The organism is Streptomyces albofaciens JCM 4342 (genome assembly GCF_008634025.1).
Taxonomy (GTDB): domain Bacteria; phylum Actinomycetota; class Actinomycetes; order Streptomycetales; family Streptomycetaceae; genus Streptomyces; species Streptomyces albofaciens.
This window is the reverse complement of record NZ_PDCM01000001.1, coordinates 2,043,711-2,069,916: the sequence shown is the minus strand read 5'-3', so window position 1 is coordinate 2,069,916 and position 26,206 is coordinate 2,043,711. Positions and strand designations below refer to the sequence as shown.

General features: G+C 71.3%; 20 protein-coding genes, 1 tRNA gene, 2 pseudogenes and 1 riboswitch. Of the genes and pseudogenes, 9 read left to right on the top strand and 14 right to left on the bottom strand.

Annotation, left to right across the window (positions count from 1 at the left end):
- Positions 1–388 precede the first annotated feature (388 nt).
- Positions 389–1,624, top strand: a pseudogene (locus CP973_RS09340) (cytochrome P450 family protein); the annotation flags it as partial.
- A gap of 236 nt (positions 1,625–1,860) precedes the next feature.
- Complete coding sequence (locus tag CP973_RS09335) at positions 1,861–3,135, top strand: L-tyrosine/L-tryptophan isonitrile synthase family protein (RefSeq protein WP_425281946.1); 1,275 nt, start codon at positions 1,861–1,863, stop codon at positions 3,133–3,135.
- Here the strand turns inward: CP973_RS09335 and CP973_RS09330 are convergent.
- From CP973_RS09330 to CP973_RS09320, 3 genes are all read right to left on the bottom strand, one after another.
- Positions 3,105–3,947: an ABC transporter ATP-binding protein gene (locus CP973_RS09330; RefSeq protein ID WP_425281996.1), complete on the bottom strand. Its 843-nt coding sequence runs from the start codon at positions 3,945–3,947 to the stop codon at positions 3,105–3,107. The two genes, CP973_RS09335 and CP973_RS09330, sit on opposite strands and share 31 nt — an antisense overlap.
- A 140-nt stretch (positions 3,948–4,087) precedes the next feature.
- Positions 4,088–5,305 carry a FecCD family ABC transporter permease gene (locus tag CP973_RS09325; RefSeq protein WP_244409351.1) on the bottom strand — a complete coding sequence of 406 codons (1,218 nt, stop codon included), beginning with the start codon at positions 5,303–5,305 and terminating at the stop codon, positions 4,088–4,090.
- Positions 5,305–6,483, bottom strand: a complete 1,179-nt coding sequence (locus CP973_RS09320; RefSeq protein WP_244409350.1) for an ABC transporter substrate-binding protein — start codon at positions 6,481–6,483, stop codon at positions 5,305–5,307. The genes CP973_RS09325 and CP973_RS09320 overlap by 1 nt, the downstream gene beginning before the upstream one ends.
- Positions 6,484–6,744: 261 nt before the next feature.
- Positions 6,745–6,957, top strand: a riboswitch (cobalamin riboswitch).
- Here CP973_RS09320 and nicT point away from each other — a divergent pair.
- Complete coding sequence (gene nicT / locus CP973_RS09310) at positions 6,956–8,191, top strand: Nickel transporter NicT (protein ID WP_425281995.1); 1,236 nt, start codon at positions 6,956–6,958, stop codon at positions 8,189–8,191. Its footprint overlaps the riboswitch before it by 2 nt.
- A 233-nt stretch (positions 8,192–8,424) precedes the next feature.
- Here nicT and CP973_RS09305 read toward each other — a convergent pair whose 3' ends face one another.
- The 4 genes from CP973_RS09305 to CP973_RS09290 form a co-directional block, all read right to left on the bottom strand.
- Entirely contained in the window at positions 8,425–8,925 is a 501-nt protein-coding gene (locus CP973_RS09305) for a VOC family protein (protein ID WP_150239201.1), read from the bottom strand.
- Positions 8,926–8,997: 72 nt separating this feature from the next.
- Positions 8,998–9,549: a DoxX family protein gene (locus tag CP973_RS09300; RefSeq protein ID WP_150239199.1), complete on the bottom strand. Its 552-nt coding sequence runs from the start codon at positions 9,547–9,549 to the stop codon at positions 8,998–9,000.
- Between the two features lie 235 nt (positions 9,550–9,784).
- Complete coding sequence (locus tag CP973_RS09295; RefSeq protein ID WP_150239197.1) at positions 9,785–10,009, bottom strand: hypothetical protein; 225 nt, start codon at positions 10,007–10,009, stop codon at positions 9,785–9,787.
- Between the two features lie 182 nt (positions 10,010–10,191).
- Positions 10,192–10,263, bottom strand: a tRNA-Val gene (locus tag CP973_RS09290).
- Between the two features lie 351 nt (positions 10,264–10,614).
- On the opposite strand from CP973_RS09290, the gene CP973_RS09285 reads away from it, so the two are divergent.
- The 4 genes from CP973_RS09285 (at position 10,615) to CP973_RS09270 (ending at position 15,434) form a co-directional block, all read left to right on the top strand.
- On the top strand, positions 10,615–12,009 hold the full coding sequence (locus tag CP973_RS09285; protein ID WP_150239195.1) for a hypothetical protein: 1,395 nt from the start codon (positions 10,615–10,617) through the stop codon (positions 12,007–12,009).
- Positions 12,010–12,562: 553 nt separating this feature from the next.
- Entirely contained in the window at positions 12,563–13,216 is a 654-nt protein-coding gene (locus tag CP973_RS09280) for a DUF4383 domain-containing protein (RefSeq protein ID WP_150239193.1), read from the top strand.
- A gap of 237 nt (positions 13,217–13,453) precedes the next feature.
- A complete protein-coding gene (dgoD, locus tag CP973_RS09275) occupies positions 13,454–14,599 on the top strand; it encodes a galactonate dehydratase (protein WP_150239191.1) in 1,146 nt (381 codons plus the stop codon).
- 622 nt (positions 14,600–15,221) lie between these two features.
- Positions 15,222–15,434: an FmdB family zinc ribbon protein gene (locus CP973_RS09270; RefSeq protein ID WP_150239189.1), complete on the top strand. Its 213-nt coding sequence runs from the start codon at positions 15,222–15,224 to the stop codon at positions 15,432–15,434.
- A gap of 117 nt (positions 15,435–15,551) precedes the next feature.
- On the opposite strand, the gene CP973_RS09265 is transcribed toward CP973_RS09270, so the two are convergent.
- From CP973_RS09265 to CP973_RS09255, 3 genes are read right to left on the bottom strand one after another with little or no spacing between them, the layout of a single operon-like run.
- On the bottom strand, positions 15,552–16,211 hold the full coding sequence (locus CP973_RS09265) for an O-methyltransferase (RefSeq protein WP_150239187.1): 660 nt from the start codon (positions 16,209–16,211) through the stop codon (positions 15,552–15,554).
- Positions 16,212–16,220: 9 nt separating this feature from the next.
- Positions 16,221–16,877 (bottom strand): response regulator transcription factor, encoded by a 657-nt coding sequence (locus CP973_RS09260; protein WP_150239185.1) that lies wholly within the window; start codon positions 16,875–16,877, stop codon positions 16,221–16,223.
- Positions 16,868–18,004, bottom strand: a complete 1,137-nt coding sequence (locus CP973_RS09255; RefSeq protein ID WP_167538301.1) for a sensor histidine kinase — start codon at positions 18,002–18,004, stop codon at positions 16,868–16,870. The genes CP973_RS09260 and CP973_RS09255 overlap by 10 nt, the downstream gene beginning before the upstream one ends.
- A gap of 108 nt (positions 18,005–18,112) precedes the next feature.
- Between CP973_RS09255 and CP973_RS09250 the strand changes: the two genes are divergently transcribed.
- Complete coding sequence (locus CP973_RS09250; RefSeq protein ID WP_150239182.1) at positions 18,113–18,742, top strand: DedA family protein; 630 nt, start codon at positions 18,113–18,115, stop codon at positions 18,740–18,742.
- On the opposite strand, the gene CP973_RS09245 is transcribed toward CP973_RS09250, so the two are convergent.
- The 3 genes and pseudogenes from CP973_RS09245 to CP973_RS09235 all read right to left on the bottom strand — a co-directional run bounded on the left by CP973_RS09245 (position 18,705) and on the right by CP973_RS09235 (position 23,461).
- Entirely contained in the window at positions 18,705–19,526 is an 822-nt protein-coding gene (locus tag CP973_RS09245; protein ID WP_150239180.1) for an HAD family hydrolase, read from the bottom strand. The genes CP973_RS09250 and CP973_RS09245 overlap by 38 nt on opposite strands.
- Positions 19,523–22,216 (bottom strand): annotated as a pseudogene (locus CP973_RS09240) (phosphoribosyltransferase). Before CP973_RS09240 ends, CP973_RS09245 begins: the two are co-directional and overlap by 4 nt.
- A gap of 72 nt (positions 22,217–22,288) precedes the next feature.
- On the bottom strand, positions 22,289–23,461 hold the full coding sequence (locus CP973_RS09235; RefSeq protein WP_150239178.1) for an HpcH/HpaI aldolase/citrate lyase family protein: 1,173 nt from the start codon (positions 23,459–23,461) through the stop codon (positions 22,289–22,291).
- Positions 23,462–23,680: 219 nt separating this feature from the next.
- On the opposite strand from CP973_RS09235, the gene CP973_RS09230 reads away from it, so the two are divergent.
- Entirely contained in the window at positions 23,681–24,961 is a 1,281-nt protein-coding gene (locus CP973_RS09230) for a TerD family protein (protein ID WP_150239176.1), read from the top strand.
- Positions 24,962–25,377: 416 nt separating this feature from the next.
- Here CP973_RS09230 and CP973_RS09225 read toward each other — a convergent pair whose 3' ends face one another.
- Positions 25,378–26,130 carry a TerD family protein gene (locus CP973_RS09225; RefSeq protein WP_244409349.1) on the bottom strand — a complete coding sequence of 251 codons (753 nt, stop codon included), beginning with the start codon at positions 26,128–26,130 and terminating at the stop codon, positions 25,378–25,380.
- Positions 26,131–26,206: the final 76 nt, after the last annotated feature.

The window sequence follows — 26,206 nt, the reverse complement described above, 5'->3', positions numbered from 1 at the left end:
ACGCCGAACCGCCCCCACCCCCTCCCCGGGCCCCTCCCGCCCCACGTGAGGTTTGTCCTCCCCACCCGCCGGAACCAGCCCGGCCGCCGCTCCGACTACCTGGGTTTCCGCCGCCGTTCCGGCCACCCACGCGCCCCCGCTCCCCCTGAACCCGCCGGGAACTCGGCGCCCGCTCCGCCCGACCACTGAGTGAAGCGTGCGCACGACCGGCACCGGGCGTGCACACGGACACCTGCCGACCGCCGAGGAGCCTGCGCCTGGAACGCGACGTCGACTTGGCGCTGTGGCTGGACCACCACCGCCCGGGACCACCACCGCCCGGGACCACCACCGCCCGGGACCACCACCGACCCGGAATCGCTTTCTGAACGCCTGAGGAGCCCCGCCCATGTCCCTTCCCGAACCGCTTCCCCTCTATGGGGAGGACTACAAGCGTGATCCGTACCCCCTCTACGGGGAGCTGCGCGAGCGCGGCCCCGTCCACCGGGTCCGGTTCCCGAGCGGTGTGTGCGCCTGGCTCGTCACCGGATACGAGGCGGCCCACCGGGCGCTGAACGATCCCCGGCTGGGCAAGCACCATTCCCGTGGCAACGCCGCCTGGCGTGCCCGCGCATCGATCATGCCCGAGCCGCAGCATTCACAGCTCCAGGTCCATCTGTTGCACCAGGACCCGCCCCGGCACACCGCCATGCGGCGTCTGATCACCGACGCCTTCGCACCCAAGCGGATCGCCGAACTCCGGCCCCGGTTCGAGCGGCTGGCGGAGGCCCTGCTGAACGAACTGCCGCCCGTCGGCCCGGACCGCCGGCACGGAGGCAGCGTGGACCTGGTCGCGTCGTTCGCGGCGCGCTTCCCCTTCCTCGTACTCGCCGAGGCCATCGGCCTGCCCGACGCGTTCACCGCGCGCTTCGACCGCGACTGGGGCAAGGTCGTCCAGCCCGTCGGCCCGCACGACCCCGGCCGCCCGGCGTACGAGGCCCGGCTGCGCGGCTTGCAGGGCTATATCGCCGATCTGGTACGCCACAAGCGGCAGGAACGCGGCACCGACCTGCTCTCCCGACTCGTCGCCGCCCGAGACACCGGGGACCTGGACGACGCCGAGCTGGACTCCATGATCTTCCAACTCCTCGTCGCCGGACAGGAGCCCGTCACCAACCAGATCACCACGGCGCTGATCGCCCTGTTCCGCCACCCGGAACACCTCGCGCGGCTCCGTGACGACCCCGCGCTCCTACCCCGCGCCGTGGAGGAACTGCTCCGTTACGACAGTGCTTTCGAGCTGACGACCTGGCGGTTCCTCGCGTCGGACGCGGAGGTGTCGGGCACGCGGATCCCGGCCGGCGACTCCGTGATCGTCTCGCTGTGCGCGGCCAACCGCGACCCGGCCCGCTTCCCCGCCCCCGACACGCTGGACTTCGACCGTACGCCCAACCCGCACCTCGCCTTCGGCCACGGCGTCCACTTCTGCCCGGGCGCCGCGCTGGCCCGTACCGAGCTGCACATCGCCCTGGAGACCCTGCTCCGTCGCCTGCCGGGCCTGCGCCTGGCCGTCCCGGACAGCAGCCTGAAATGGATACCGGCGGTGCTGGCGCGCGGGGTGGAGGAGCTTCCTGTCGTGTACGGGGCGGTGGGCTCGGCCGGGGCCGGAGCCAGGGCCGGGGCCCGGGCCGGGATCGGGGCCGGGGCCGGTGTCGGGGCCGTGACCGAGGCCGTGGCCAGGGAAAAGGCCGGGGCCAGTGCCAGGGAGAAGGAGGAGGCTACGGCTGGCGGTGTCGGAGCGGGTACAGGTACGGGCGCGGAACGGGCCGAATCGCTCTCGTACGGCTGCCCGTTCAGCGGCATCGGAGAGGCCACCGCCCGATGAGACACCCGACCTCCTGCGCACCGGCCACCATGCCCCTCAACGCATCGGTCTCCACGGCCCTCAACGCACCGGCCGCCGTGCCCCTCAACCCACCGGCCGCCATGTCCCCCAACGCACCGGCCGCCATGTCCCCCAACGCGCCGGCCGCCGTGCCCCTCAACCCACCGCCCGCCATAGCCCCCATCCCACCGGCCGCCACGACCGCCACCACAGCGACGACCGAGCCGGCAGCAACCACGGCGGCCGACATCCTCGCCATCCTCCTCCCCCACCGCCGCACGCTGGAGGCGACGGCCCCGCCGCACGACATCACCCCCACCCACTTCCCGTACCAACTACAGCAGTTGCGGAACCTGGTGGCCGCGCGTCGCCCCATCGTGCTCACCCTCCCCGGCTTCCCCTGCAAGTCCCCCAACCCCGCCAAGGTCATCGGCCGCCTCCCCGACGAGGGCGAACGCCTCGCCCTGCGCTTCCTCGACGGGCTCTGCGCCCGGATCGGCCGGCGGTACGCGCCCGGCGCACGGCTCGTCATCTGCTCCGACGGGCACATCTTCAGCGACCTGATCGGCGTTCCGGACCCGCACGTCGACGCGTACAACGACGCGCTGCGCGCCATGATCCGTACGGCCGGGCCGTCCCGCCCGAGCCACCTGAGCACCTTCGACCTCCGCGACGTCTACGGGGACCTGCCCTGCGACGCCAAACGCGAGCACGTACTCCGCCGGTACGCCCCCTCCCTGGAAGCCCTGCGCGCCGAAACGAAGGACACGGCGGCCCACGGCGGCGAAACGCTGCGCCTGTACCGGGGCATCACCCGTTTCCTGTTCGAGGACACCACCGGTTTCGAGGGCACCCGCTCCGCGCTGCAACGCGCCTGCCGCAGCCGTGCCTACGGAGTCATCCGGCGCAGCCGCGCCTGGGGCGCGCTGATCGCCGAGCACCACCCCGACGCGGTACGGCTGTCCATCCACCCGCAGCCGCGCGGCGCGGCCAAGTTCGGCATCCGGCTGCTCGACGCACCCGACGCCTGGATGACGCCCTGGCACGCGTGCGTACTGCGGCAGGCCGACGGCGGCGTACGGCTGCTGCGCGCGGCGGACGCGGCGCGGCTCGGGCGCCTCGTCCACCGGGACGGCCGCCCGAGCCACTACGTGGAGGAGGCCGGGCGGCCGGTGCCGGTGCCGGTGCCGGTGCCAGCGTCGGCGTCGGCGTCGGCCCCCGGGCCGGGCCGGACGGTGGCTCAGGTCACGGCCTCGGCGATCCGCCGCTGATCGACGGCGATCAGCGGGTCCCCGGTCAGCGGATGGTCGACCACCGTCGCCCGCACCCCGAACACCTCGGCCAGCAGCTCCGGCGTGAGCACGTCGCGTGGCGCGCCGGACGCCACCACCGCCCCCTCGGACAGCACATGCAGCCGGTCGCAGACCGACGCCGCCGCGTTCAGGTCGTGCAGCGAGACGAGCGTCGTGCAGGCCCGGCCACGCAGCAGGGTCAGCAGCTCGACCTGGTGCCGTACGTCCAGGTGGTTCGTCGGCTCGTCCAGTACGAGCACGTCCGGGTCCTGTGCGAAGGCGCGGGCCAGCAGCGCCCGCTGCCGCTCCCCGCCGGACAGCGCCGAGAACCGCCGCCCGCCGTGCCCGGCCAGTCCCACCTCGGCCAGGGCACGGGCCACCGTCTCCCGGTCGGCACGGTCATCACCCGCGAACGCCCGCTTGTACGGGGTGCGGCCCATCGCCACCACCTCGTGAACGGTGAGCTCGAAGTCGCCGCCCCGCTCCTGGGGCAGGGCGGCGATGTGCCGGGCGGTACGCGTCGGCGGCATCGACCGGATGTCCTCCCCGGCCAGCAGCACCCGTCCCGCCTCCGGCCGCAGATGCCGGTAGACGGTTCGCAGCACCGTGGACTTGCCGCTCCCGTTCGGCCCGACCACGCCCGCGATCTCCCCCGGCGCGGCCATCAGACGCACACCGGCCACGACACAGCGGCCGGCGTAGGAGACGCGCAGGTCCTCGATGTCGATGCGGAGTCCGGGGGTGGGGCGGGGGTGTTGACCGTCGGTACGGGCATCCGCGTCCATATCCATATCCACGTCCGCATCCATATCCACGTGCGTATCCGTAACCACCTCCGTACCCGTAACAACATCCGTGCCCGTCACCACGTCCGTACCCGTAACCGCATCCGCAACCGCAACCACATCCGCGTCCGTTCCGAACTTCCGGCTCATGCCCCCGCTCCCAACCGCCGGTCCAGCACGTAGAGCAGCACCGGCGCACCGATCAACGCCGTCACCACGCCCACCGGCAACTCCTGGCCGTCCATGGCGGTACGGCACACGATGTCCACCACGACCAGCAGCAGCGCCCCGGTGAGCGCGGCCAGCGGCAGCAGCCGACGGTGGTCGCCACCGACGATCAGCCGGCACAGATGCGGCACCATCAGCCCCACGAAGGCGACAGCTCCGGACACCGCGACCAATACGCCGGTCAGCAGGCTGGTCACCACGAACAGCAGCCGACGCAGCCGGACGACGTCCACGCCCACACTCGCCGCCGTCTCGTCCCCCATGGTCAGCGCGTTGAGCGCGCGGGCACGTGCCTGGAGGACCAGCAGCCCGGCGGGCACGGCGAGCACCGGCAGGACGAGCGTGCCCCACGTGGCGCCGCCGAGGCTGCCCATCAGCCAGAACAGCACGCCACGCGTCTGCTGTTCGTCCCCGGCCTGGAGAACCAGATAGCTGGTGAACCCGGCCAGGAACTGGCCGATGCCGACACCCGCGAGCACCAGCCGCAGCGGCGCGAAGCCGCCACCGCGCCGGGCCAGCGTCCAGACCAGCGCGAACGCGGCGAGCGCCCCGGCGAAGGCGGCCAGCGACAGCCCCAGGCCCCCGCCCACCCCGAGCACTCCCCCCGACCCGAACACTCCCCCCGACCCGAACACTTCGTCCGCTCCGGCCACCGCTCCCGCGCCCAGCACGATCGCGGCCACCGCGCCGAGCGACGCGCCGTTGGAGATGCCCAGCAGGTACGGGTCGGCGAGCGGGTTGCGCACCAGCGCCTGGGTGGTCGTACCGACGAGCCCGAGCCCCGCGCCGACCAACGCGGCGAGCAGCGCCCTGGGAACCCGCAGCTGCCAGACGATCAAATCGTCCGTACCGGGCCGCGGCGGCTCCCCGCCCAGCCGCCGCAACACCACCGACCACACCTCACCCGGGGCGATATCGGTAGCACCGAGCGAGACGGCGGCGGTCAGCGCGACGAGCAGGGCGAGGAGAAGCCCGACGGCGATCCAGAGCGTCTGAGCGGGGCTCGGGGAGGTACGGGCGGGGCCTGGAGACGTAGGGGCGGGATTCGGAGACGTACGGGCGGGATTCGGAGACGTACGGGCAGGGCCTGGGGACGTACGAGCGGAGCCCCGGGACGTACGGGCGGCCCGCCGCATCAGCGGCCCACCCCACCCGCAGCCGCCCCGCCCGAGACCGAGCCACCCGAGACCGAACCGTCCGATGCCGAACCACCCGAGGCCGAACCGCCCAAGGCTGAGCCACCCGAGACCGAACCGTCCAGGCGGCCCAGCCGGTCCGTATACAGCGTCGCCGCGATCCGCCGTACCGTATCGGCATTGCCGACCCCCGCGATGGTCGTCCGCTCCGAGCCGATGCGCAGGAACTTGCCTTCCTTCACCGCGCGCAGGCCCGCCGTGGCCGGGAATGTCCTCAGGAATTGTTCGGCTTCGGCGAATGCCTTCTCATTGGCCGCGGCACTGCCCCGGTTCCGTACGCCGAGCTGGATCCAGTCCGGGTCCTTGTCGACCACGTCCTCCCACGAGACCGGCCGGAAATCACCCGCGCAGTCCGCGAAGATGTTCCGCGCCCCGGCCTCGGTCAGCACCGCGTTCGCCACCTGCCGGTTGCAGACGGCGACGGGCTGCTTCGTTCCCGCGTCGAAATCGAAGAAGAAGTACGACGGGCGTTTCTCCACCGGGACGTCCGCGATGGCCTTACGCACCTCGGCGACCTTCTTCTCCATCTCCGCCACCAGCTGCAATGCCCGTGGCGACGTACCCGTGACCTGCCCGAGGCGCCGGATATCGCCCTCCACCGCGGACAGGTCCCGCTGCGGCACCTTCTTGCGCGGCGCGCACGCCGTCGAGGCCAGATAGACGTGCTTGATGCCCGCCGCGGCGAATTCCGCCTCGGTCGGGCCGGTCGCCGCCCCGCCCATGTTGCCCATCGAAGCGAACGTGTCGATGTACAGATCGGCCCCGGAACCGAGCAGCTTCTCCTTCGGAATCACCGTTTTCCCCAGGACCGGCACCTGCTGCGCCCGAGCGTCGAGTTCACCCGGCAACGTGCCCTTGCCCGGCGGAAATCCGGTGCCGACGACCCGGTCCTCCACACCCAGCCGAAGCAGCATCTCCAGACTCGCCGCATTGCTGGTGACGATTTTCCGTGGCGCGGTGGAGAAAGTCGTCTTCCGCCCGTCGCAATCGGTGACGGTGACCGGAAAGCCACCCGCCGAGCCGTTCCGGCTGCCCACGGCCCCGGCATCCTGCCCGTCGGCACCGCCGCACCCCGAGGCCAGCGCGGCCACCGCCAGCACCGTCACCGCCGCCGTCACCGCCCGCCCCGTCCGCCCCGCTCTCCCCGTCCGCCCCTTTCGCACCGTCTGCCCTGTCCGACCCGTCGACCCCTTCGGCCCCGACACCGGCCCCACCTCATCCACGCGAGGACGCATATGCCCGCTCTCCCTGCCTCTCGCCTCTCGACTGCCCGACGGCCCGCCTGCGCGGGCCCGGATCAGGTAGTCGAGCGACCGGCGCCCCGGGTTCCCGAGGCCCAGGTCCGATGGCCGGGGCGACGGCCCTCGGCATCGACGGAGTTAGAGTGTCCGGGCCGTGGTGTTCGGGAAGACCGGTGACGACCTACAGGTCCAGGCCGGAGCGGCCCTCGCCACTGTGATCGGGAAGTTCCCGCCCCTGTCCGTACGCGTCCTTCGCCGTACGGAGCCACTGGCCGCAGCCCGCGGCCGGGAAGGCCGGGGCGGGCGCGTACACCCGTCAGCCAGGAGACCGGCCACGGCATCTCACGAACTGATCCACGAGGTGCTGGAGCGTGACCACCGGATGCCCCTGTCCACAAACCCCCCTGCTTCCTCTTCTCCCTCCTCTCCCTCCTCTCCCTCTTCCCCCACTTCGCCCGCGCCCTCCTCCGGCGGATCCGCCTCTCCCCTCCCCGATTTCCGCTGGCGGCGGCAGGACACCGTGCGGACCGCGGGGCTGATGGCGGTCATCGCCGGACTGCACGTCGTCGCCTTCGGCGTGCTCTTCCTGCTGGTCGTGCCGCACCACTACGCGGTGGGCTCACAGGTCTTCGGGGTCGGCCTCGGCCTCACCGCGTACACCCTCGGCATGCGGCACGCCTTCGACGCCGACCACATCGCCGCCATCGACAACACCACCCGCAAACTGATGGCCGACGGCAAGCGGCCGGTCTCCGTGGGCTTCTGGTTCGCGCTCGGCCACTCCAGCGTGGTCGTCGCCATGGCGGCGCTGGTCGCCGGCGGCGCGCAGCTCGCGGGCACCCTGCTGGACGACGAATCGCGCGCCCACCAGGTGCTCGGCACCGTGGGCACCACGGTCTCCGGCGGCTTCCTGTACCTCATCGCCGCGCTCAACCTCGTCGCGCTGGCAGGCATCTGGCGGGTGTTCCGGGCGATGCGGGAGGGCCGGTACGACGAGACGGAGCTGGAGCAGCACCTCGACTCGCGCGGCTTCATGAACCGCGTGCTGGGCCGCTTCACCCGCTCCATCACCCGACCCGGCCAGATGTACCCGCTCGGCCTGCTGTTCGGCCTCGGCTTCGACACCGCGACCGAGGTGACGCTGATGGTGATGGCGGGCAGCGGCGCGGCGGCCGGCCTGCCCTGGTACGCGATCCTGGTGCTGCCGCTGCTGTTCGCGGCGGGCATGAGCCTGTTCGACACCCTGGACGGCACGTTCATGAACTTCGCGTACCAGTGGGCGTTCTCGAACCCGGTACGCAAGGTCTACTACAACCTCACGATCACCGGCCTGTCGATCGCCGTCGCCTTCTTCATCGGCACCATCGAGCTGGTCACCGTCCTGCACGACAAACTGGACCTGAAGGACGGCGTCACCGACTGGATCTCGTCCATCGACCTGGACAACGTCGGCTTCATCATCGTCGGCCTGTTCGTGGTCGTCTGGGCGGCGGCCTTGGCGTACTGGCGATTGGCCGGCGTGGAGAAGCGCTGGTCGGCCCGGGCGTCGCGGGCGACAGGGGCGGAGGCCGGGGAGACCGCCTGAGGGAGGGCGGGGAGGGGAGGGGAGAGGACGACGAACGCGCGGTACGCGGACGGCCTTCCCTTGCGCGAACAACCGACCACTCCGCGTGCCCGACGGCCCTCACATCCACGAGCGTTTGCGTAAGGCCCGGGGTATGCGAAGCCCAGGCCCGCGTACGCCTAAGCCACCCACGAACGCCTGGCCCCCGCGAACACCCACGCACGCCCCTCCCCTCAGCCAGCCGAACCGGCCCCTCAGGTAGCCGAACCGGCCGCCGCCCCCGTCTTCAGGTCCCGCCCCCAGCGCGCCAGCTCCGCTTCGAGGTCGAGCGGACGGAGCCGGTCCGGTTCGTCCGGCCCCGGCCAGTCCTCGCGCGGCACGCGCCACATCACCTCGAACTCGTTGCCGTCCGGATCCTTCGCGTACACCGACTTGGACACCAGGTGATCGGTGGCGCCGACCAGCGCGCCCCGCTCCGCCAGCCCCGCCGCCACGTCCGCCAGCTCCCCGAGCGTGCCCACCTCCCAGGCCAGGTGGTAGAGCCCCACCCGGCCGTGCTCGGGCCCGGGGGCCGCGGCCCCCACCGCGAACAGCCCGAGGTCGTGATCGTTGGCCGTTCCCTCTGCACTGAGGAACGCGGCCCGCCCCGGAATCTCCGTGTCCACCCGGAAACCGAGCGCCTCGGTATAGAAGGCCACCGCGCGTCCCACGTCCCGCACGTAGAGCACCGCGTGGTTCAACCGCCGTACCGCCACGTCAACCCCTCACCTTCCCGCTTCGTCCCGATATCTTCCGATGCGTCCGACCCGCCCGCCCTGCCCTTTCGCTCACTTACGCAGCAGCAGGAACACGACCGCCAAAACCACCCCGAGCACCAAGGCGGCCACGCCGTACACCAGCCGGTGCGCGCGCAGGACCGGAAGCAGCCGGTCGACCGCGTACCGGCCGGGGCCGGTCAGCGCGAGCGCCGCCGCACCCGCCGTGAGCAGCAGCTCGTACTCGACGCCCTCGGGCGCGAAGAACCCGCCGCCCCACTTCACTCCCAGCGCGTTCACCATCGTCCCGACGACCGCCGCACCCGCCAGCGGCGTCAGCAGCCCGAGCACCAGCCCGAGGCCGCCCAGCGTCTCGCTGAGACCGGCGACGACGGCCATGGCGTCACCGGACGGGTAGCCGCTGGCCGTGAAGAACTGGCCGGTCCCGTCCAGCCCCGGCCCGTCGAACCAGCCGAACAGCTTCTGCGTACCGTGCGCGGCCATGATCAATCCGACCGCGAGCCGCAACAGCAGCAGACCGATGTCATACGCATGCGGGCTCGCGGCATGGCGGTCGTCGACGCCGCTGCCGTAGTCACGGAGGGGGCTGAGGGGGGAGGACATACGAACGCTCTTTCCTGTCTGGGCCGGCGGACCCTCCAGAAGGACCGGGCGGCCACCAATTACTTGAAGTTTCAAGTCACCCTTCGAAGATACACATCGCTTGAAACCTAAACAACTCCCCCGTCAGCCAACCTCCACGCCGGAACACGCCCACACCCCCCCACCCAGACCTCACCCCAAACACCCAAAACACCCCATTCCCCACAAACCAACCCCCCACCTCCCCTGGATCCCCTCACCCCGGAGCCGCCCAGACGTCCTTGTCCCCACCGCGCCACTCGATGAGCCCCGGCGTATCCAGATCAATGTCCTCGGCGTCCGGCGCCAGCCCCGCGTGCCGCAGAAACTCGGCAACATCGCCCCGGCCATGCGCCAGCCCGACGATCTGCCCATGAACGGTGACCCGACGCCCACCTGACGGCGAGGGCGGATGAACAATCACCGGCGGATGCACACCCATACCTTCAGCGTGCACCGCCCCCAACCACCCCGCACCTCGGCCACCACCCGCCACACGACAACGCCCGCGCGATGCACGACGCTCGTCTACAGATGCGCTCCCGGCGCCCCACAAAACCGACGAAGCCCCAACCGACCACGGTTGGGGCTTCGACATAACCGCTCATCTGCGGCTTCTCACTGTGGGCACAACAGGATTTGAACCTGTGACATCTGCTTTGTAAGAGCAGCGCTCTACCGCTGAGCTATGCGCCCTGGCTGAGCCGACAGACTACCTTGCTTTCCGGGCTGCACCGCAAACCCGGGTCGCGGACGGCTCGGGGCGGAGGCTGGGGAACAACCGGTGGGGTGTCGGCGGGGCCCTGGCCCAGGGTTCGCGGAGGCGCCTCGCGCGGACGCGAGAGGTCGTGGACGTGCGTATCGGATGTACGGAATGCGTATCGGATGTACGGGATGCGCCTCGGGTGTACGGAATGCGCCCCGGCCGCGGTGCCCATCCCGCCACCGGATCGTGCCCATGATCGCGAACCAACCGGCCGCTGTGTTCGTTCCTACTGGGTGGGAGAATGGCAGCCGGGCCAGGGGCGATGCGACCGGGAGAGGGATGTGACGGCGACACACACGCAGCCGCACGAGCAGCGAGCACGCCGTGCAGTACGCCGTCGTCCCCGGGGCGGCACGCTCCGGGACACCGTGACTCTGCTCCTGCTGCCGCTGCCGTTGCTGGCCGCCGCGGCCCCGGCCGCGTTCGCGGGCGGCGGCACGCGACGCTGGTTCGGGCGCGGGGAGAGCCAGCGCGCGGATGCCCAGGCCGCGAAGGATGCCGCGGCGGCGGCGTTCTACGAGCTGGACACGGCCCAGCGTGACCTGCGGATCTCCATAGAGACGATCACCGCCGTCGACCGTTCCCCGGCGGCCGCGCGGGCCGCGGAGGAGTACGAGCGCTTCGGGCGGCGGATCGACGAGGCCAGCCAGGGCTACATCAGCGCCGTCGACGCCCACGACCTCGACCGGGACGACCTCGACGCCGGCGCGGCGTCGCGGGCGCGCGCCGACCTGACCCGGGCCAAGGACGAGCTGGAGCGGGTCAAGGCGGATCTCGACCGCTTCGCACAGGGGCTGGGCCCGCTGCTGCAGACCGCGGAAACGCAGCTGGCGCGGCTCGCGCCGGCGGTCGAGCGGGCCCGGCAGGCCTTGCTGGCCGCGAGCAACGCGCTCGATGCCGTCCGAGCGCAGAACTACAAGGCGGACGACCTGGCGGCCCGGCTGGCCGCCCTGTCGCCCGAGCTGACCAAGTTGAACCAGGGCGCCGGGCAACACGGTGTGCAGGAGACGATCCGGCGCGCCGACGACGTGCTGCGCCAGGCCGAGGACATACGTACCGAGGCGGAGCGGCTGCCGGAAAAGGCCGCGGAGATCGACAAGCGACTGGTGTCGCTGCGGACCCGGGCACAGGCCATCACGACGCGGGCGGCCAAGGTCGATCCTGTACTGAGCGAACTGCGCCGGCGTTACAGCGCGGCCTGCTGGCAGGACCTCCAGCAGGTCCCGGACCAGGCCGCGGACGCCGTCGCGCAGGCGGAGGCCAAGGTGCGCGAGGCGCAGCGCGCCCGGGACGAGCAGCGCTGGGCCGATGCCACGAGCCTGCTGGCGACCGCGCGGGCCCTGCTGAACACGACCGACGAGGCGGTCTCGGCGGCCGACGACCGGCTGCGGCGGCTGGACGAGGTGTCCTTCGACCGCGAGAAGGAGGTCGAACGAACGCGCTTCGCGGTACGGGACGCGCAGCGGCTGGCGATGGCCGGCCGCAGTACCCCCGACCCGCGGCACGCACGTCCACTGGACGACGCGGTGGCGCGCCTGGAGCGAGCGATCGCCGGTCTGGAGGGACGGCACCCGGACTGGTGGCACTTCCTGACCGAGACCGAGGCCGTACGGCAGACGGCGGCCCACGTGGTCCAGGAGATCCGCGAGGAGCGGGGCGGCGGGGCGGCGGGGTGAGGGGTGCCCGGGGGCGGACAGCCGAGCGGGCGGCCGGGGGGTCGCGGGGTCGGGCGAGGCGATGGGGCTGCGCGCGGCGGAGCTGCTGATCAGCTCCGGCTGACCAGCAGCCCGGTCGTCCGGTCAACCAGTCAGCCGGTCGGCGATTCGCCACGCATGGGGAACGACCCTGCGCATGAGGAACATGAAGAATACGGTCGGCGGTGAAATCGACGGCCCGGCCGTCCATCGCCCTCGCGACCGGCGGCCCGGCACATACGGAGCCGCCGCAGCCCAAGCGCGCCCCACCCACGCCCCAAGCCGATCCCACCTGCCCTTGCCACTGATCGGTTGCTGATCGGTTGCTCATCGGTCACTGGTCCGTCACTGATCTGATCAGCGATCCGGTCACTGCTCGGGCCACTCGCCCGGTCACCGAGCCGGCACGCACTGACCTGGCACTGACCTGCCACTGACCTGGCACTTTGGCGTCCCGCCACGGACAGGCGGATGCTGGAGTCAAGCACGGTCCAGACGGCTCATCGGCGGCTCATCTGCGTGAAGGAGGCCGGACATGGACGCTGGCCAGGCTCTGCACGGGCCCTCCCGGACGCTGCGCGGCAAGGTGCGGCACACACGGCTCGACGAGCACCTCCCCGTGGATCACCGGCTCAGCCAGGTCTATCGTTTCGGCGCGGGCCTGATGGGGCTGGTACTCGTCGCTTTCGGCGTTCTCGGCCTGATCAACAAGATCGGGTTCTTCGACACGGGCGGCGACACCGTCGCCGGGCTGAACACCAACGGTGCGCTGAGCGTGCTGTCGATCATCGTGGGCCTGGTCCTCTTCGGCGGCATGGTGATCGGCGGGAACTTCGCCTCGACGCTCAACATCGTGCTCGGCGTCGCCTTCCTGCTCAGCGGCTTCGTCAACCTCGCCATTCTGGAGACCGGCTTCAACTTCCTGGCCTTCCGGATCCAGAACGTTCTGTTCAGCTTCGTCGTCGGTCTGATGCTCCTGGTCTTCGGTATGTACGGACGTGTCTCCGGTGGCCTGCCGCACGACAACCCGTACTGGCGCGCCCGCCACCCGGAAATCGCGAACCGACCGGCGCGCCCCCTCCCGCCCCGGACGGGCGCACACGCGGCCCCTCGCGACGAGACTCCGGCAAGCCACGGACACCGCTCCCGCACCCGCTCCCCGAAGCACCGCCGCAGACACGCCATCTAGTCCCCGGGCCTCCGCAAGCAGCACCACGTCCACGCACCTGAACGAGCAGCATCACGTCCACATACCTCCATAAGTAGAACCGCGTCCCCGGACCTCCACAAGCAGCACCACGTCCCCGGCCCCCCGCAAGCAGCACAGTTCCAGGCCACCGTCGCAGCCGCGGCCGCGGCCGGCTGCGCCCCGCCCCACCCCGCTCACCGCCGGCATCCGCCTTCCTCGCAGAAAGGGTCGCCCCGCGTGAAAATCACCCGTGTCGAAACGTTTCTGGCACCGCCGCGCTGGATGTTCGTCCGGGTGGAAACCGACACCGGCATCGTCGGCTGGGGCGAGCCGGTGGTCGAGGGGCGGGCCGAACCGGTACGTGCCGCCGTCGAGGTTCTGGCCGAATACCTTCTCGGCCAGGACCCGTCCCGTATCGAGGACCACTGGCAGGTCATGACCAAGGGCGGTTTCTACCGCGGCGGTCCGGTGCTCTCCTCCGCCGTCGCCGGGCTGGACCAGGCTCTCTGGGACATCAAGGGCAAGCAGTACGGCGTCCCCGTCCACCAACTCCTCGGCGGCCCCGTACGGGAACGTGTCCGCGCGTACTCATGGATCGGCGGCGATGAGCCGGCCGAGATACGGGACGCGCTGGCCGCCCAGATCGAGGCGGGTTTCACCGCCGTCAAGATGAACGGCTGCGGTCCGATGACCCCGGTCGCCACCCGCGCCGAGATACGGGACTGCCTACGCCGCGCCGAAACCGCACGCGAGGTGTTGGGCGACGAGCGCGACTTCGGCCTGGACTTCCACGGTCGTGTCTCCCCCGCCAACGCCCGGCGCCTGCTCCCCCTGCTCGCCGAACACGCGCCGATGTTCGTCGAAGAACCCGTCCTCCCCGACTATCCGCACTCCCTTCCCGACCTGGTCAATGCCTCCAATACCCCTCTCGCACTCGGCGAACGACTCTTCACCCGACGGGACTTCCTGGCCCCTCTCCAGGCCGGCGTCGCCATCCTTCAGCCGGACATCTCCCATGCGGGTGGCATCTCCGAACTGCGCCGGATCGCCGCCCTCGCGGAGACCTACGGAGCCCAGCTCGCCCCGCACTGTCCACTCGGCCCGATCGCACTCGCCGCCAGCCTCCAAGTCGCCTTCACCACCCCCAACTTCCTCATCCAGGAACAGTCCGTCGGCATCCACTACAACCAGGACGCCGAACTGCTCGACTACGTCACCGACCCGGAACCCTTCCGCTTCCAAGGCGGCTCTCTCGCACGCACCGACCGCCCGGGCCTGGGCATCACGGTCGACGAGCCGGCCGTACGCGCCGCCGACAAGAAGGGCCACGCCTGGCGCAATCCCGTCTGGCGCCACGCGGACGGCTCGTTCGCCGAATGGTGAGCAGCGCGACAGAACCGAACACGCCGGGCAACGCTCCTCGGCCCGGCACCCAGAAGCGCACGGACGACCGGCACCATCGCGCGCCGTAATCGAGCACGCCCTCTCACACAGCCACCGGCGCTCCCGAGGCGCCGCACCTGACCGGCTTCGCCCCTGCTCTCAGCCCCACCAACCGGCCGACCGGCACGAGCCCGGCAGCGGTCCCACAGCCGACAGCGAACCCCCGCCCGCCGGCAAGTCCGAGCAACCCGCACGACGCCGCCGACAGCTCGCTGCACCAGCCCGCCGAACCTGTACCCGTACGAGCCGTGGACGCCGTGCGCGCCGGTATCGCGGTCGTAGCGGGCTTCCTCTTCCCTCCGCTGAGCGGCCAGGGAGTCGCCGGACGCCTCGCACGGGCGACCGTAACCACCGGCGCCATAGCGGTGGCCTTTCCCAGCGGCAATACTGTGGACTTTCCCGGCGGCAGCTCTGCGCCCTTCCCCGGTGACAGGGAAAGCGCTCGCCCCATTCTCGAACTGCACCTTCTCGGCGCACCACTCGGCACGTCCGTACGCTGGCCCGCACCGTTCTCCCACCACGTTCCGCCCCCTTTCTCCCACTCGCGGGCTAATCTGTGGCCATGCCTCGTTACGAATACCGCTGCCGTTCCTGCGGCTCGACCTTCGAGCTGAACCGCCCGATGTCCGAGTCCTCCGCTCCGGCCACCTGCCCGGACGGGCACGAGGACACGGTCAAGCTGCTGTCCACGGTCGCCGTCGGCGGCACCGCCGCTGCTCCGGCCCCCAGTGGTGGCGGCGGAGGCGGCTGCTGCGGAGGCGGCTGCTGCGGCTGACCCTCGACGGCGGCCGGTTCCGCCCCCTCCGGCTGCCGTTACGCCAGCCCTGGGGACCTGGCCGCTGGGTTACGTAACGCGCCTGGTGGCCCAGCGCTCAGCTCGCGGTCCGCGTCGTCACCGCCTGCGTGCCACGGTCAGTCCGTCCGCCACGGTGAGCATCACCGCCTCCATCCGCTCGTCCGCCATGACGTGATCGTTGAATTCCTTGATCGACGCGGCCGGCCCTTCCGCGTGCGGGCTGGCCACCTCCCCTCCGAACAGGACGTTGTCCGCGACGATCAGTCCCCCGGGCCGCAACCGCGGGACCAGTTCCTCCCAATACGCGATGTAGTTGCCCTTGTCCGCGTCGAGGTAGGCGAAGTCGAGCCGCGGCTCGGCGGGGATCGCCCGCAGCGTGTCCAGCGCGGGTGCGATCCGCAGGTCGATACGGTCCGCGACTCCTGCCTTCGCCCACGCCTCACGGCCGTACGCCGTCCACTCCTCGGAGACGTCGCAGGCGATCAGCGTGCCGTCCGGAGGCAGTGCCTGCGCCATCGCCAGGGCCGAGAACCCGGTGAACGTGCCCACCTCCACCACTCGCCGCGCGCCGCACAGCCGGATCAGGAAGGCCAGCAATGGGCCCTGCTCCTGCGCCGACTGCATCCGCGCCACGTCGGGGAAGCGATCGAGCGTGGTCTGCACGAGTTCCCGCTGCACGGTGTCCAGCGGCGGATTGTGCGCCAGCACGTAGTCGTACAGCGCCTTTGTGATCGTGGTGGTCTTGCTCTTGGTCACCGGTGCTCCTCAGGTCCCCAGATAGCGCAGCACGGCCAGGACGCGGCGAGAGTAGCCGGAAGTGCCGGTCAGACCGAGCTTGTCGAAGATCGCGTTGGTGTGCTTCTCCACGGCACTCCGGGAAATGTGCAGCCTGTCGGCGATGGCCGCGTTGGTGTGCCCTTCGGCCATCTGGGCGAGCACCTCACGCTCACGGGCCGTGAGCGAGTTCAGTGGATCGGCGCGGCTGCTGCGGGAGAACAGGACGCGTACGACCTCCGAGTCGAAGGCCGCTCGCCCGGAGCCGACCCGCTCCAGCGCGTCAAGGAACTCGTCCACCTGCACGACGCGGTCCTTGAGGAGGTACCCGACGCCCTCGCTGTCCTCGGTCAGCAGCTCGGTGGCGTACCGCCGCTCGACGTACTGCGACAGGACGAGTACGCCGACGTCCGGCCAGCGCTCACGGATGCTGACCGCGGCCCGCAGCCCTTCGTCCGTGTGCGTGGGCGGCATCCGTACGTCGACGACCACCACGTCGGGCCGCTGCTCCGCCGGTGCGCGCTCCAGCACCGTCATCAGTTCCGCGGCGTCCCCCACCGCTGCCATCACCTCGTGATCCTCTTCTGTCAGAAGTCGCACCAAGCCCTCCCTCAGCAAGGTCGAATCGTCGGCGAGTACTACGCGCACGGCAGCTCCGCGGTGATCGTGGTGGGGCCGCCGGCCGGGCTGGCCACCCGGAACCGGCCGTCCATGGCGGCGACCCGGCGGGCCAGCCCGAACAGTCCGCTACCGGAGGCGTCCGCACCACCCCCGCCGTTGTCCTGGATCCGAAGGAACAAGGTGTTCTCTTCACGGTCGACGGTGACGGCTATCCGGTCCGCGCAGGAATGCTTGACGGCGTTGGTGACCGCTTCGGATATGACGAAGTAGGTGACGGTCGCCACGGCGGTGTCGGGTTCGCGGGCAAGGCGGTAGTCGAGCCGGACGGGCACCGCGGAGCGTTCCGCGACGGTTTCCAGGGCGACCCGGAGCCCGGCCTCGTCCAGCACGGTCGGATAGACGCGCCAGGCGACTTCGCGTAGTTCGGTCAGTGCCTGACGGCTCTCTTCGTGGGCCTGCCGCAGCAGTTCGACCGCGCGGGTTTCGTCCTTGGCGCGCAGTGCGCGGCCGAGCAGCATGCCCAGGGCCACTAGGCGTTGTTGGACTCCGTCGTGCAGGTCACGCTCGATACGGCGGCGTTCGTCGTTGACCGCCGCGACCACCCCGGCCCGGCTGGAGGCCAGTTCCGCGACCCGCCGCTGCAACTTCTCCTCGTGCGTGGGGCCGAGGAAGTGACGCGCCAGCCGGGCTTCCAAGGCCGCCACCCCGAACACCGCTTGCAGGCTGAGGAAGAGCAGGAACAGGGCGCCCACGCCGGTCTCCGCTACGTCCACCGGATGGTCGATCCGGGAGAACATCCACGCCGTCGATGCCCACAGCACGACGGTCGCCCCCGCGAGCGCGGAGACGATCACGCAACCGCCCAGTAGTCCCAGCGTCCAGCGGACCGCCAGGTACTTGAGCGCGCGCTCGGTGTCGTACCCGTAGGAGAAATCGGCTCCGCCGAACCGGAGTCGGCGGCGCGCGGACTCGGTGAGGCACCGGGCCACGGCCGTGACCGGCGCCAGCACCTTCCGTCTCGCGCGCGGCCAGATGAATACGCAGAGCAGCGCGAGCCCCGAGAGCGCGATGAACGGCAGCTCGACCGCCGCCATGCCCGCGCCGACCAACAATCCGACCGTGAGGCGCATCCCGCGCCGTGTCATCCCCCGCATGATCAAAACGCTAGTGGCTGCGCCGACGCCTCCACACTGCGGAAAACCACAGTGTTCTGTGCGGTTTTCCGCAATGTGCCGGCACCCGCGAATTTCTACCGTCGAAGCATGAACGAACTCGCGGAAACAAGCTGGATCACCGACCTCATGGACACCCTCGGCGCGCCCGGCGCGGGCCTGGCGATCGCCGCCGAGAACCTCTTCCCGCCCCTGCCGAGTGAGCTGATCCTGCCGCTGGCCGGGTTCGCGGCGGGCCAGGGCCGGATGTCCCTGTTCTCCGCGCTCGCGTGGACGACGCTCGGATCGGTGCTCGGCGCGCTGGCGCTGTACGGCGTCGGCGCGGCGCTCGGCCGGGCCCGCATGCTGGCGATCGCCGCCGGGCTGCCCCTGGTCAAGGTGTCGGACATCGAGAAGACCGAGCGCTGGTTCCAGCGGCACGGCACCAAGGCGGTGTTCTTCGGTCGGATGATTCCGATCTTCCGCAGCCTGATATCGATACCGGCCGGCATCGAGCGCATGCCGGTACCGGCCTTTCTCCTCTTGACCACGCTCGGAAGTCTGATCTGGAATTCGATCTTCGTTCTCGCCGGCCACGCGCTCGGCGAGAACTGGGAGGAAGTGACCGGCTATGCGGACGCGTACTCAAAGGTGGTCCTGGTGGCTGCCGGGCTGGCGGTGCTGGCCTTCCTGGGTGTACGGCTCAGCAGGAACGGACCGGGGCAGCGGCGGCGCGGGTGAAGGCCCGCAGGATCTCCTCGCCCGCCGCGACTCCGCACTCGCTCAGTGCGGTGACGTGCTGGGCGTCCCACCCGGCAGCCGCCAGCTCCCCGTGTCCGGGGCGCCAGCCGCGGTCCGCCGCCAGCAGCAGGTCGGCGTCCAGCAACGAGTCGCCGGCGGCGAGTGTCTGCTCGGCCCCGGTTCGCCGGGCCACTTCCGCCACGGCAGCGCTCTTGGTGAGCGGCTTCGGTACTGCGTAGATCTTCCTGCCTTGGAGCGAGACGGTCCAGCCGCGGGCCTCCGCCCACTCGGCGAGTTCCTTGACCCAGGTCTGCGGCAGCAGCGAGCGCTCCACGACCAGGTAGGCGAAGAGGTCCTCGGCGACGCGCTCCTTGAGCAGCCAGGCCGGATCGGCGCTGTGCAGCAGATGCGCGCGGACCTCGTCGAGCGTGGCGCACTCGGCGGTGAGCCGCGCAGTGACGGTGCGCTGCCAGTCGCGGTCGGACTCACCGTCCACGAGCAGGTGGCCGCCGTTCGCGCAGATGGCGAAGCGTGGGGCGCGGCCCGGGAGGTGAATGCGTCCGTACTGCTCACGGGTGCGCGTGGTCGTGGGGACGAATGTGGTGGTGTCGGCGAGTTCGGCCAGCAGTTCCGCCGCCGTCTCCGTCATGTAGGAGAGCGGCCGGCGCTCGTAGACCTCGACGCAGAGCAGACGCGGCGCCTCGGCGTCGGGCATGGCCAGGTCGAGCGCGGCGGCCGAATAGATGAGGGTGCGGTCCAGGTCGCTGGCGACGAGTGTGCTCACAGCGCGGTCACCGCCTTGCCGTCCGCACCCGTCGCGCCCCGCGTGTAGCGCGGGTGGATCAAGCCCACGCAGGAGTAGGGGAGTTCGTCGACCTCTTCGACGGGTACGCCCCGCTGTTCAGCCAGGAGACGCACATGATCAAGGTCCGTACCGGCACCGCGCCGGGCCAGAATCTTCCAGGGGACCCGCCGGAGCAGTACCCGCGTGGTCTCACCGACCCCCGGCTTCACGAGATTGACGTCGTGGATGCCGTACGCCTCACTGATCCGCTCGACCGCGGCCCAGCCCGCCCAGGTGGGCGTCCGGTCGGCCGCGGCCAGTTCCTTCGCATCGGAGGCGACCTGTTCGGCGACCTCGTCGAAGCACGCGGCGACCGTGTCGATGAACGTCCGCGACAGGTCGGCGTCGGCCAGGTCGCGGTAGAACTTGCCGCCGTGGAAGTCGTCGGGCCCCACGAGGTCGTCGCGCAGTACGGTGCGCGAGATCAGGCCGGAGACGGTGGAGTTGAGACAGGCGGACGGGATGAGGAAGTCGTCGCGGGTGCCGTAGGTCTCCACGCAGCCGCCGGGATCGGCGAGGACGGCGATCCGCGGGTCGAAGCCGGGGAAGTCCCGCAGGGCCTCCGCGAGTTCGCGGGTGATGGCGCCCTTGCCCGTCCAGCCGTCGACGAAGACGACGTCCGCGGGATCGTGGTGGGCGGCCAGCCAGCGCAGGGCGGTGGTGTCGATGCCGCGGCCGCGCACGATCGAGACGGCGTAGTGCGGCAGGTCGAGCCCGTGGGCGTACTGTGCCCAGCGGCGCATCAGGACGCCCACCGGGGTGCCGGCGCGGGCCAGAGAGACCAGTACCGGCCGGGGGGAGCGCTCGGCGAGCACGGTTTCCGTGACGGTGCCGACGGCGCGTGCGATACGGCCGGCGGAGGTCGCCAGAGCGCTGTGGAACAGCGCCTGGTACTGCTCGCTCGGCTGGTATTCGACGGGCAGCGATTCGGCGTAGTGCGCGCCACCGGCCTGAATCGCCTCCTCGCGCTCCTCGGTCGGCGCTTCCAGGCTGACCGAGGACAGGTCCTGGAGCAGCCAGCCGACCTCGTCGGGGGCGTAGGAGGAGAAGGCGGGGCCGCGCAGCGGCTCGGGGAGAGGCATCGGTCAGACCTGTCGTTGCGTGGCGTCGGGCGTGGGCTGCGGGGCGGGCTCCGGCGTCTGCGGCAGCGCGTACGCCGGGGTGTAGGAGGGGATGACGGCGAGCAGCAGCCGGTCGGTGTGGGCGGCGAGCTGTGCCAGGAGGCCGTCGGTGCTGTGGAGTTGCGGAGAGTCGCCGCAGGAGTCGGTGACGGCGACGATCGCGTCGAAGCGGCGCTGCGAGTCCGTACCGGCCGCGACGTTGTACGCGTACCGCTCCCCCGGCCCGTCGGCCGGCCGGTCATGGGCGGGGAAGGTGAGCCGGGTGCGGATGGCGTATCCGGGATCGTCCACGGCGAGGACCGGCGAGCGGGTGGTGGTCGAGAAATAGACCTCGGCCGGTGTCGCGTCGTCCAGGGCACCGGCGAGGCGCAGCGGCGCGTACATCAGCTCCTCGTTGCCGAGGACCAGCACCCGGCGGGCACCGGCGAGCCGGTCGGCGATACGCGCCGCCATGCCGGGGAGGGCGCTTTCCAGACGGGCCCGGTGCGCGGGTGTGAAACCGTGCCGACCGCCGTCCGGCACGCCCTCGGGCCAGCCGAGATCGACGCGCTCGGGAAGCCGCCGGCCGGTGGCACCGGCCACAGCCGCAGTGCCGCCCGAGGTAGTGATCTCAGCCGGGGTCGCGAGCCCGGCCGAGGCCACGCCCCCGCCCGAGACCGGGACCCCGCCCGAAGCCGCACCCCCGTCAGGAGCCACATCCCCGTCAGGAGCCGCACCCCCGTCGGGAGCCCCCACGGCCCCCGACGCACCGGACGCTTGCGTCGGCGCGGGGGTCTGGTGAGCCGCGACGAGGGCCCGGCCCCGTTCGAGAACGTCGGCCGGGAGCTGTACGCCTCCGGCGGCCAGGGAAACGAGATCGACCCGCGCGCCCAGGTCCGCGGCGAACTTGTCCAAGTGGCTGCGGTCCGCTTCCGAGCGCATGTCGACCAGGGCGACGACGACGTACCGCTCGCGCGGGAAGCGGACGTGCAGGGCCTTGATGGTGTTCAGGACCGTGCGGCCGGTGGAGAACTCGTCGTCGACGAGGACCAGGGGGCCGTCCCCGGCCAGCAACGAGGGGTCCTCGGGGAGCAGAAGGTGCGAGGTGGCGTGGCTGTGCTCCTCCTCGAAGCCGCCCGCTTGCGCCACTCCCGCGACCGGCCGCCGCGTGGAGTGCAGGTACGGCGCGAGCGCCAGCCCGTCGGCCACGCTGTGGCCGAGCCCGGTCGCGGTCTCCGCGTATCCCAGGACGACGGCGCGTGCCGCGTCCGCGTCGCCCAGCAGTTCCCGGACCCGGCGCCCCAGCCCGACCCCCGCGCCGTGAACCGCTTCCGGCCGCTGCGGTACGTGCTTGCCGAGAACGTTCGACACGAGCAGATGAGCCCGCTTGGGGTTGCGCCGCAGCGCCAGGCCCAGCAGCCGGGACAGTTCGGGTCCGCCGCTCAGCGAGACACCGAGCCGCTGTGCGACCCACTCTCCCGTCCACACCACTGTGCCCGTCTCCTTCGTCTCTTCCGCCGTCGTCGTCATCGTCCGTTGCTTCCTGGGTGTTGTCGGCCCGGTGGGGCAGCAGCCGCCCCGGCTGCCGAGGCGTGCTGCGCGTCAGGTGTGCGGGAGGCTCGCCGTCAGCAGTTCCACGAAGCCGACGCCCTCGCGGGCCACACCGAACGCCTCGGCCCGCAGGAGAGTCCGTTCGGCCCAGGCACGGTGCGGTTTGATCTCGTTCATCTTGTTCGTGTAGGCGGAGCGCAGGACGCCGCCGGCGCCCCGCTCGGGCCGCAGGATGTCCACGGCGTCGCTGAACTCCTCGTGGCTGACGACCGAGAGCGCGTGCACCGGCGCCACGTGCGAGGGGTGGATGCAGGTCTTGCCCTGCAGGCCGTTGGCACGGTCGAGTTCGATCTCGCGCAGCAGACCGTCCATGTCGTGCTCGATCAAGGCCGTCCGGAGCTCCTCCGCCCGGCCCAGGAACGGGCTTTGCCGCAGCTGCGGCTTGAACATCCGCTCGTGCAGCCGGAAGTACTCCCACACCGGACCGGTGACCGTGAACCCGGTGCCGTCCGCCCGGCCGAGCACGTTCACCACGTCAGCAATCACGGACGCGACGATCTGCACGTCATACGCGGTCATGTCGGGGGCCCGGCGCAGGCCGTAGGCCGAGCAGAAGTCCGTGACGCCGAGGCGCAGGGCCAGTATCCGGTCACGGTATTTGTCCACGGTGCGCGCGATGCCCCGCAGCGTTTCGCCGCGGCTCTCCAGATGGAGCAGTTCGGGCGACTCCAGCACCGGCATCGCGAACAGCCGCCGCCCGCAGTCCGCCTCCGCGCCGGCCAGCGCCTCCAGGAACGGAACACCCCGCTCCTCGGTGAACTTGGGCAGTACGAATCCAGACAACAGCCGCACGGCGGGGCCCAGTCGACGTACCAGGTCCGGGATCTGGGCTGCCGTGCGGACCCGTATGAAGAGCAGCGGGAGGTCCGCACCGTTCCCGGGCTCTCCGGCGAGGGCCGTGAACTGCCGTACGAGGTTCTCCTCACCAGCCACCACATCGGCGTCGCTGATGGAGTCCTCCAGGCAGAGCACCATGGACACCACGCCGCGACCGGCCTGCTTGAGGATGTCCTCGGCGAGCTTGGGGCGGGTGGCAGGACTGTAGAGCGTCGCGCCGAGGGCCGCCGAGAGCGTGCCGGGCGGGGAGTCGGCGGTGAACTCGACCGGCTCCTTGTGGAACAAAGCGTTCCGGATATCGGGCGCAAGGTGCCCAAAATGACGCATAGAACTCCCCGTGAGCAGGCGGGGCCGGGGCCACCCCGCGGCGACTCGCTGTCTGGATCCGGCCGGTAATCGTACGTGTGGCTGCGACGGGAAAGTTCCCGCCCGTGTGAAAAGCACATGACCCGCGCATGACGGCAGGGTGTCGCGGGGACCGGCCGGGCCACGCCGGTGAGGCCCCCGCGTTGTCCCTCCGACCTCCGGGAAGGCAGGATTACGAGCATGACGCACGCGATGCTGAAAGGGTCGAACGTACCCCTCGACGCCACGGCGGTCCGGGCCGTGGTGCGCTGGACGCCCGGCGCCGGAGTACCCGATGTCGATGCCTCGGCCCTGCTGCTCGCCGCCGACGGCCGCGTGCGTTCCGATGCGGACTTCGTCTTCTACAACCAGCCCCGCCACCCCAGCGGCCTGGTGCGGCACCTGCCGAAGACGCGGCTGACCGACGGCCTGGCCGACACGATCGAGGCGGATCTGTCCGCCCTCGAAGCGTCGGTGGACCGTGTCATGCTCACCGCGTCGGCGGACGGCGGGACCTTTGCCCATGTGCGGGACCTGCGCGTACTGCTCTACGACGCCTCCTCCGGGGAGGACGAGCCGATCGCGGTGTTCGACGTGGTGCCGGAGACGGGCAAGGAGACGGCCCTGATCTGCGGCGAGTTGTACCGGCGTGGTGATCAGTGGAAGTTCCGTGCGCTGGGACAGGGGTATGAGCAGGGGCTGAACGGCCTGGCCACCGAGTTCGGGATCTCGGTGGAGGAGGACGACGCTGCCGCGGCCGCCGATCCCGGCACGGCCGCCTCCACGCCGCCCGCCCCGGCCCCGGCCCCGGCGACTACGGCCGCTTCCGGGCCCCCCGCGCCCGTCCCCGCGCCCACGCCCGCCACCACAGCCGGTGACGCCCCGACGACCGGCGACACAGCACCGGCCGGCAGTGCCGCAGCGGCGAGCGCCCGCGAGGCGGATGCCCCCTCGGCCGTGTCGAACCCCGAGGCCGCCACCCAGCACCTCCCTGACCCGGACCCGTCGCAGACGGCATCGCCTCCAGTTCCGGCCCCGGCCCCCACCGCCGCACCGGCCGCCCAGGCGGAGCCGGACTCCTTCCCCCTGCCCCCGCCCGCCGCCCCGCCGACGAGCGCTCCGCCGGCCACGGCACCACCCGCCGGGGCACCGGCTGCCGCGTTCCCGCCCCAGCCGCAGCCCACCGGTGGTGGCTACGGCTACCCGCCGAGCACCCAGAATTTCCCGCCGCCCCCGGCACAGCCGCCTGCCCAGCCCGCGTACGGGTATCCCGGCCCGATGCCGCAGCAGCCGCAGTCGCAGCCCGCGTACGGCTATCCGCAACCTCCGCAGCAGCCTCAGCACCAGCCGTATCCGGCGGGGCCGATGGGCCCGGCCGTCCCGGCCCCGCCGGCCTATGGCTATCCCCAGCAGCCCCCGGGCCCGGTCCCGGACCCGAATTTCGTCCTGCCGCCACAAGGGCCGCAGTTCCAGCACCGCTGACCGGCGACCGGCAGCCCGCCGCCGCAAAGGGCCGCGCCCACGGCAGGCGGGCAGCCCGGCACCCCGCGGACCAACGGCGCGCACGCCTCGCCCCGAGTGCCCGCACGCGCACGGGCACGCGCGCAAACACCAGCCGGTACGCAAACACCAGCCGGTACGCAGGCGTCCGGATCGCTACCCCAGACGGGACAGCCCGGCCGCCGCCCCAGGGGCAGGGCTCCCCGCCGAACCACGTCAATGGCCCTCAGCCATGACGTATCCCCGGCGCCCCGCCACCGGCAGTCCATGCCCCACCCGGAACAGCCCGAGCCTCACCCCAGGGGCAGGCACCCCGCCAGCCCCCACCAGCCCCCGCCAGCCCCGTCAGAACACCCGGCCGTGACGTTTCCCCCGCACCGCCGCCCCGGACCGGTCCCTCAGACCTTCGACTTGTACCCCCGCCCCCACTGGAGGCCCCAGCCGTACAGGCGGTCCAGTTCGGACTGGAAGCCGTAGACGTATTTGACCTCGCGGCGGACGGTCAAGTCGCCCTTGTTGTTCTCCAGCATGAAGATGGCGCAGGAGCGGGCCTGGGGGGCCCGTTCGTCGAGGCTGATCTCCACCCGGGGGCCGTTGCTCGGGTAGAGCGTCACGACGGCGTGGGTGCGGTCGAACGCCGGGGTGCCGTCGTAGATGTAGACGAAGATCAGCAGGCGCTTGATCTCGTCGCGGTGGTCGAGGTTGATGTAGAGCGTTTCGCCGGAGGGCGAGCCGAACCGGTCGTCGCCGCTGAGCTTCACATACGGCGCGGCGTTGATGTCACCGAGGAAGTTCCCCAGCGGCTGCACCACGCCCTTGGTGCCGTCCTTGAGCTCGTACAGGCAGGCCAGGTCCAGGTCGATCTTGACCACCGCCGGCCCCTGCGCCTGCACCACCTCCGGCTTGAACATCTTGCCGGGGTTGCGCAGCAGGCTGCCGCCGCGCTGCGAGCCGCGCATGCCGATGTCGGTCGTGCGCATCTGCCACGACAGATTGACCCGCAGGTGCCCGGAGGCCGCGCCCTGCTTCGTCAACGAGACCATCGGGTTGCGCTTGGTCAACTCGACCACGTACGACGCGCCACCGGCTTCGAACTTCGGCGCCCCGCCCCGCCGCCAACTGTCGAAGAACGACACCTTGCCCCACCCCATCGATCCGACTCGAAGGCCGCCCGCCCCGATGGCCCACGGCCCGACTTGCTGCCTGCTTCCGCCGTGCCCGGCCGCC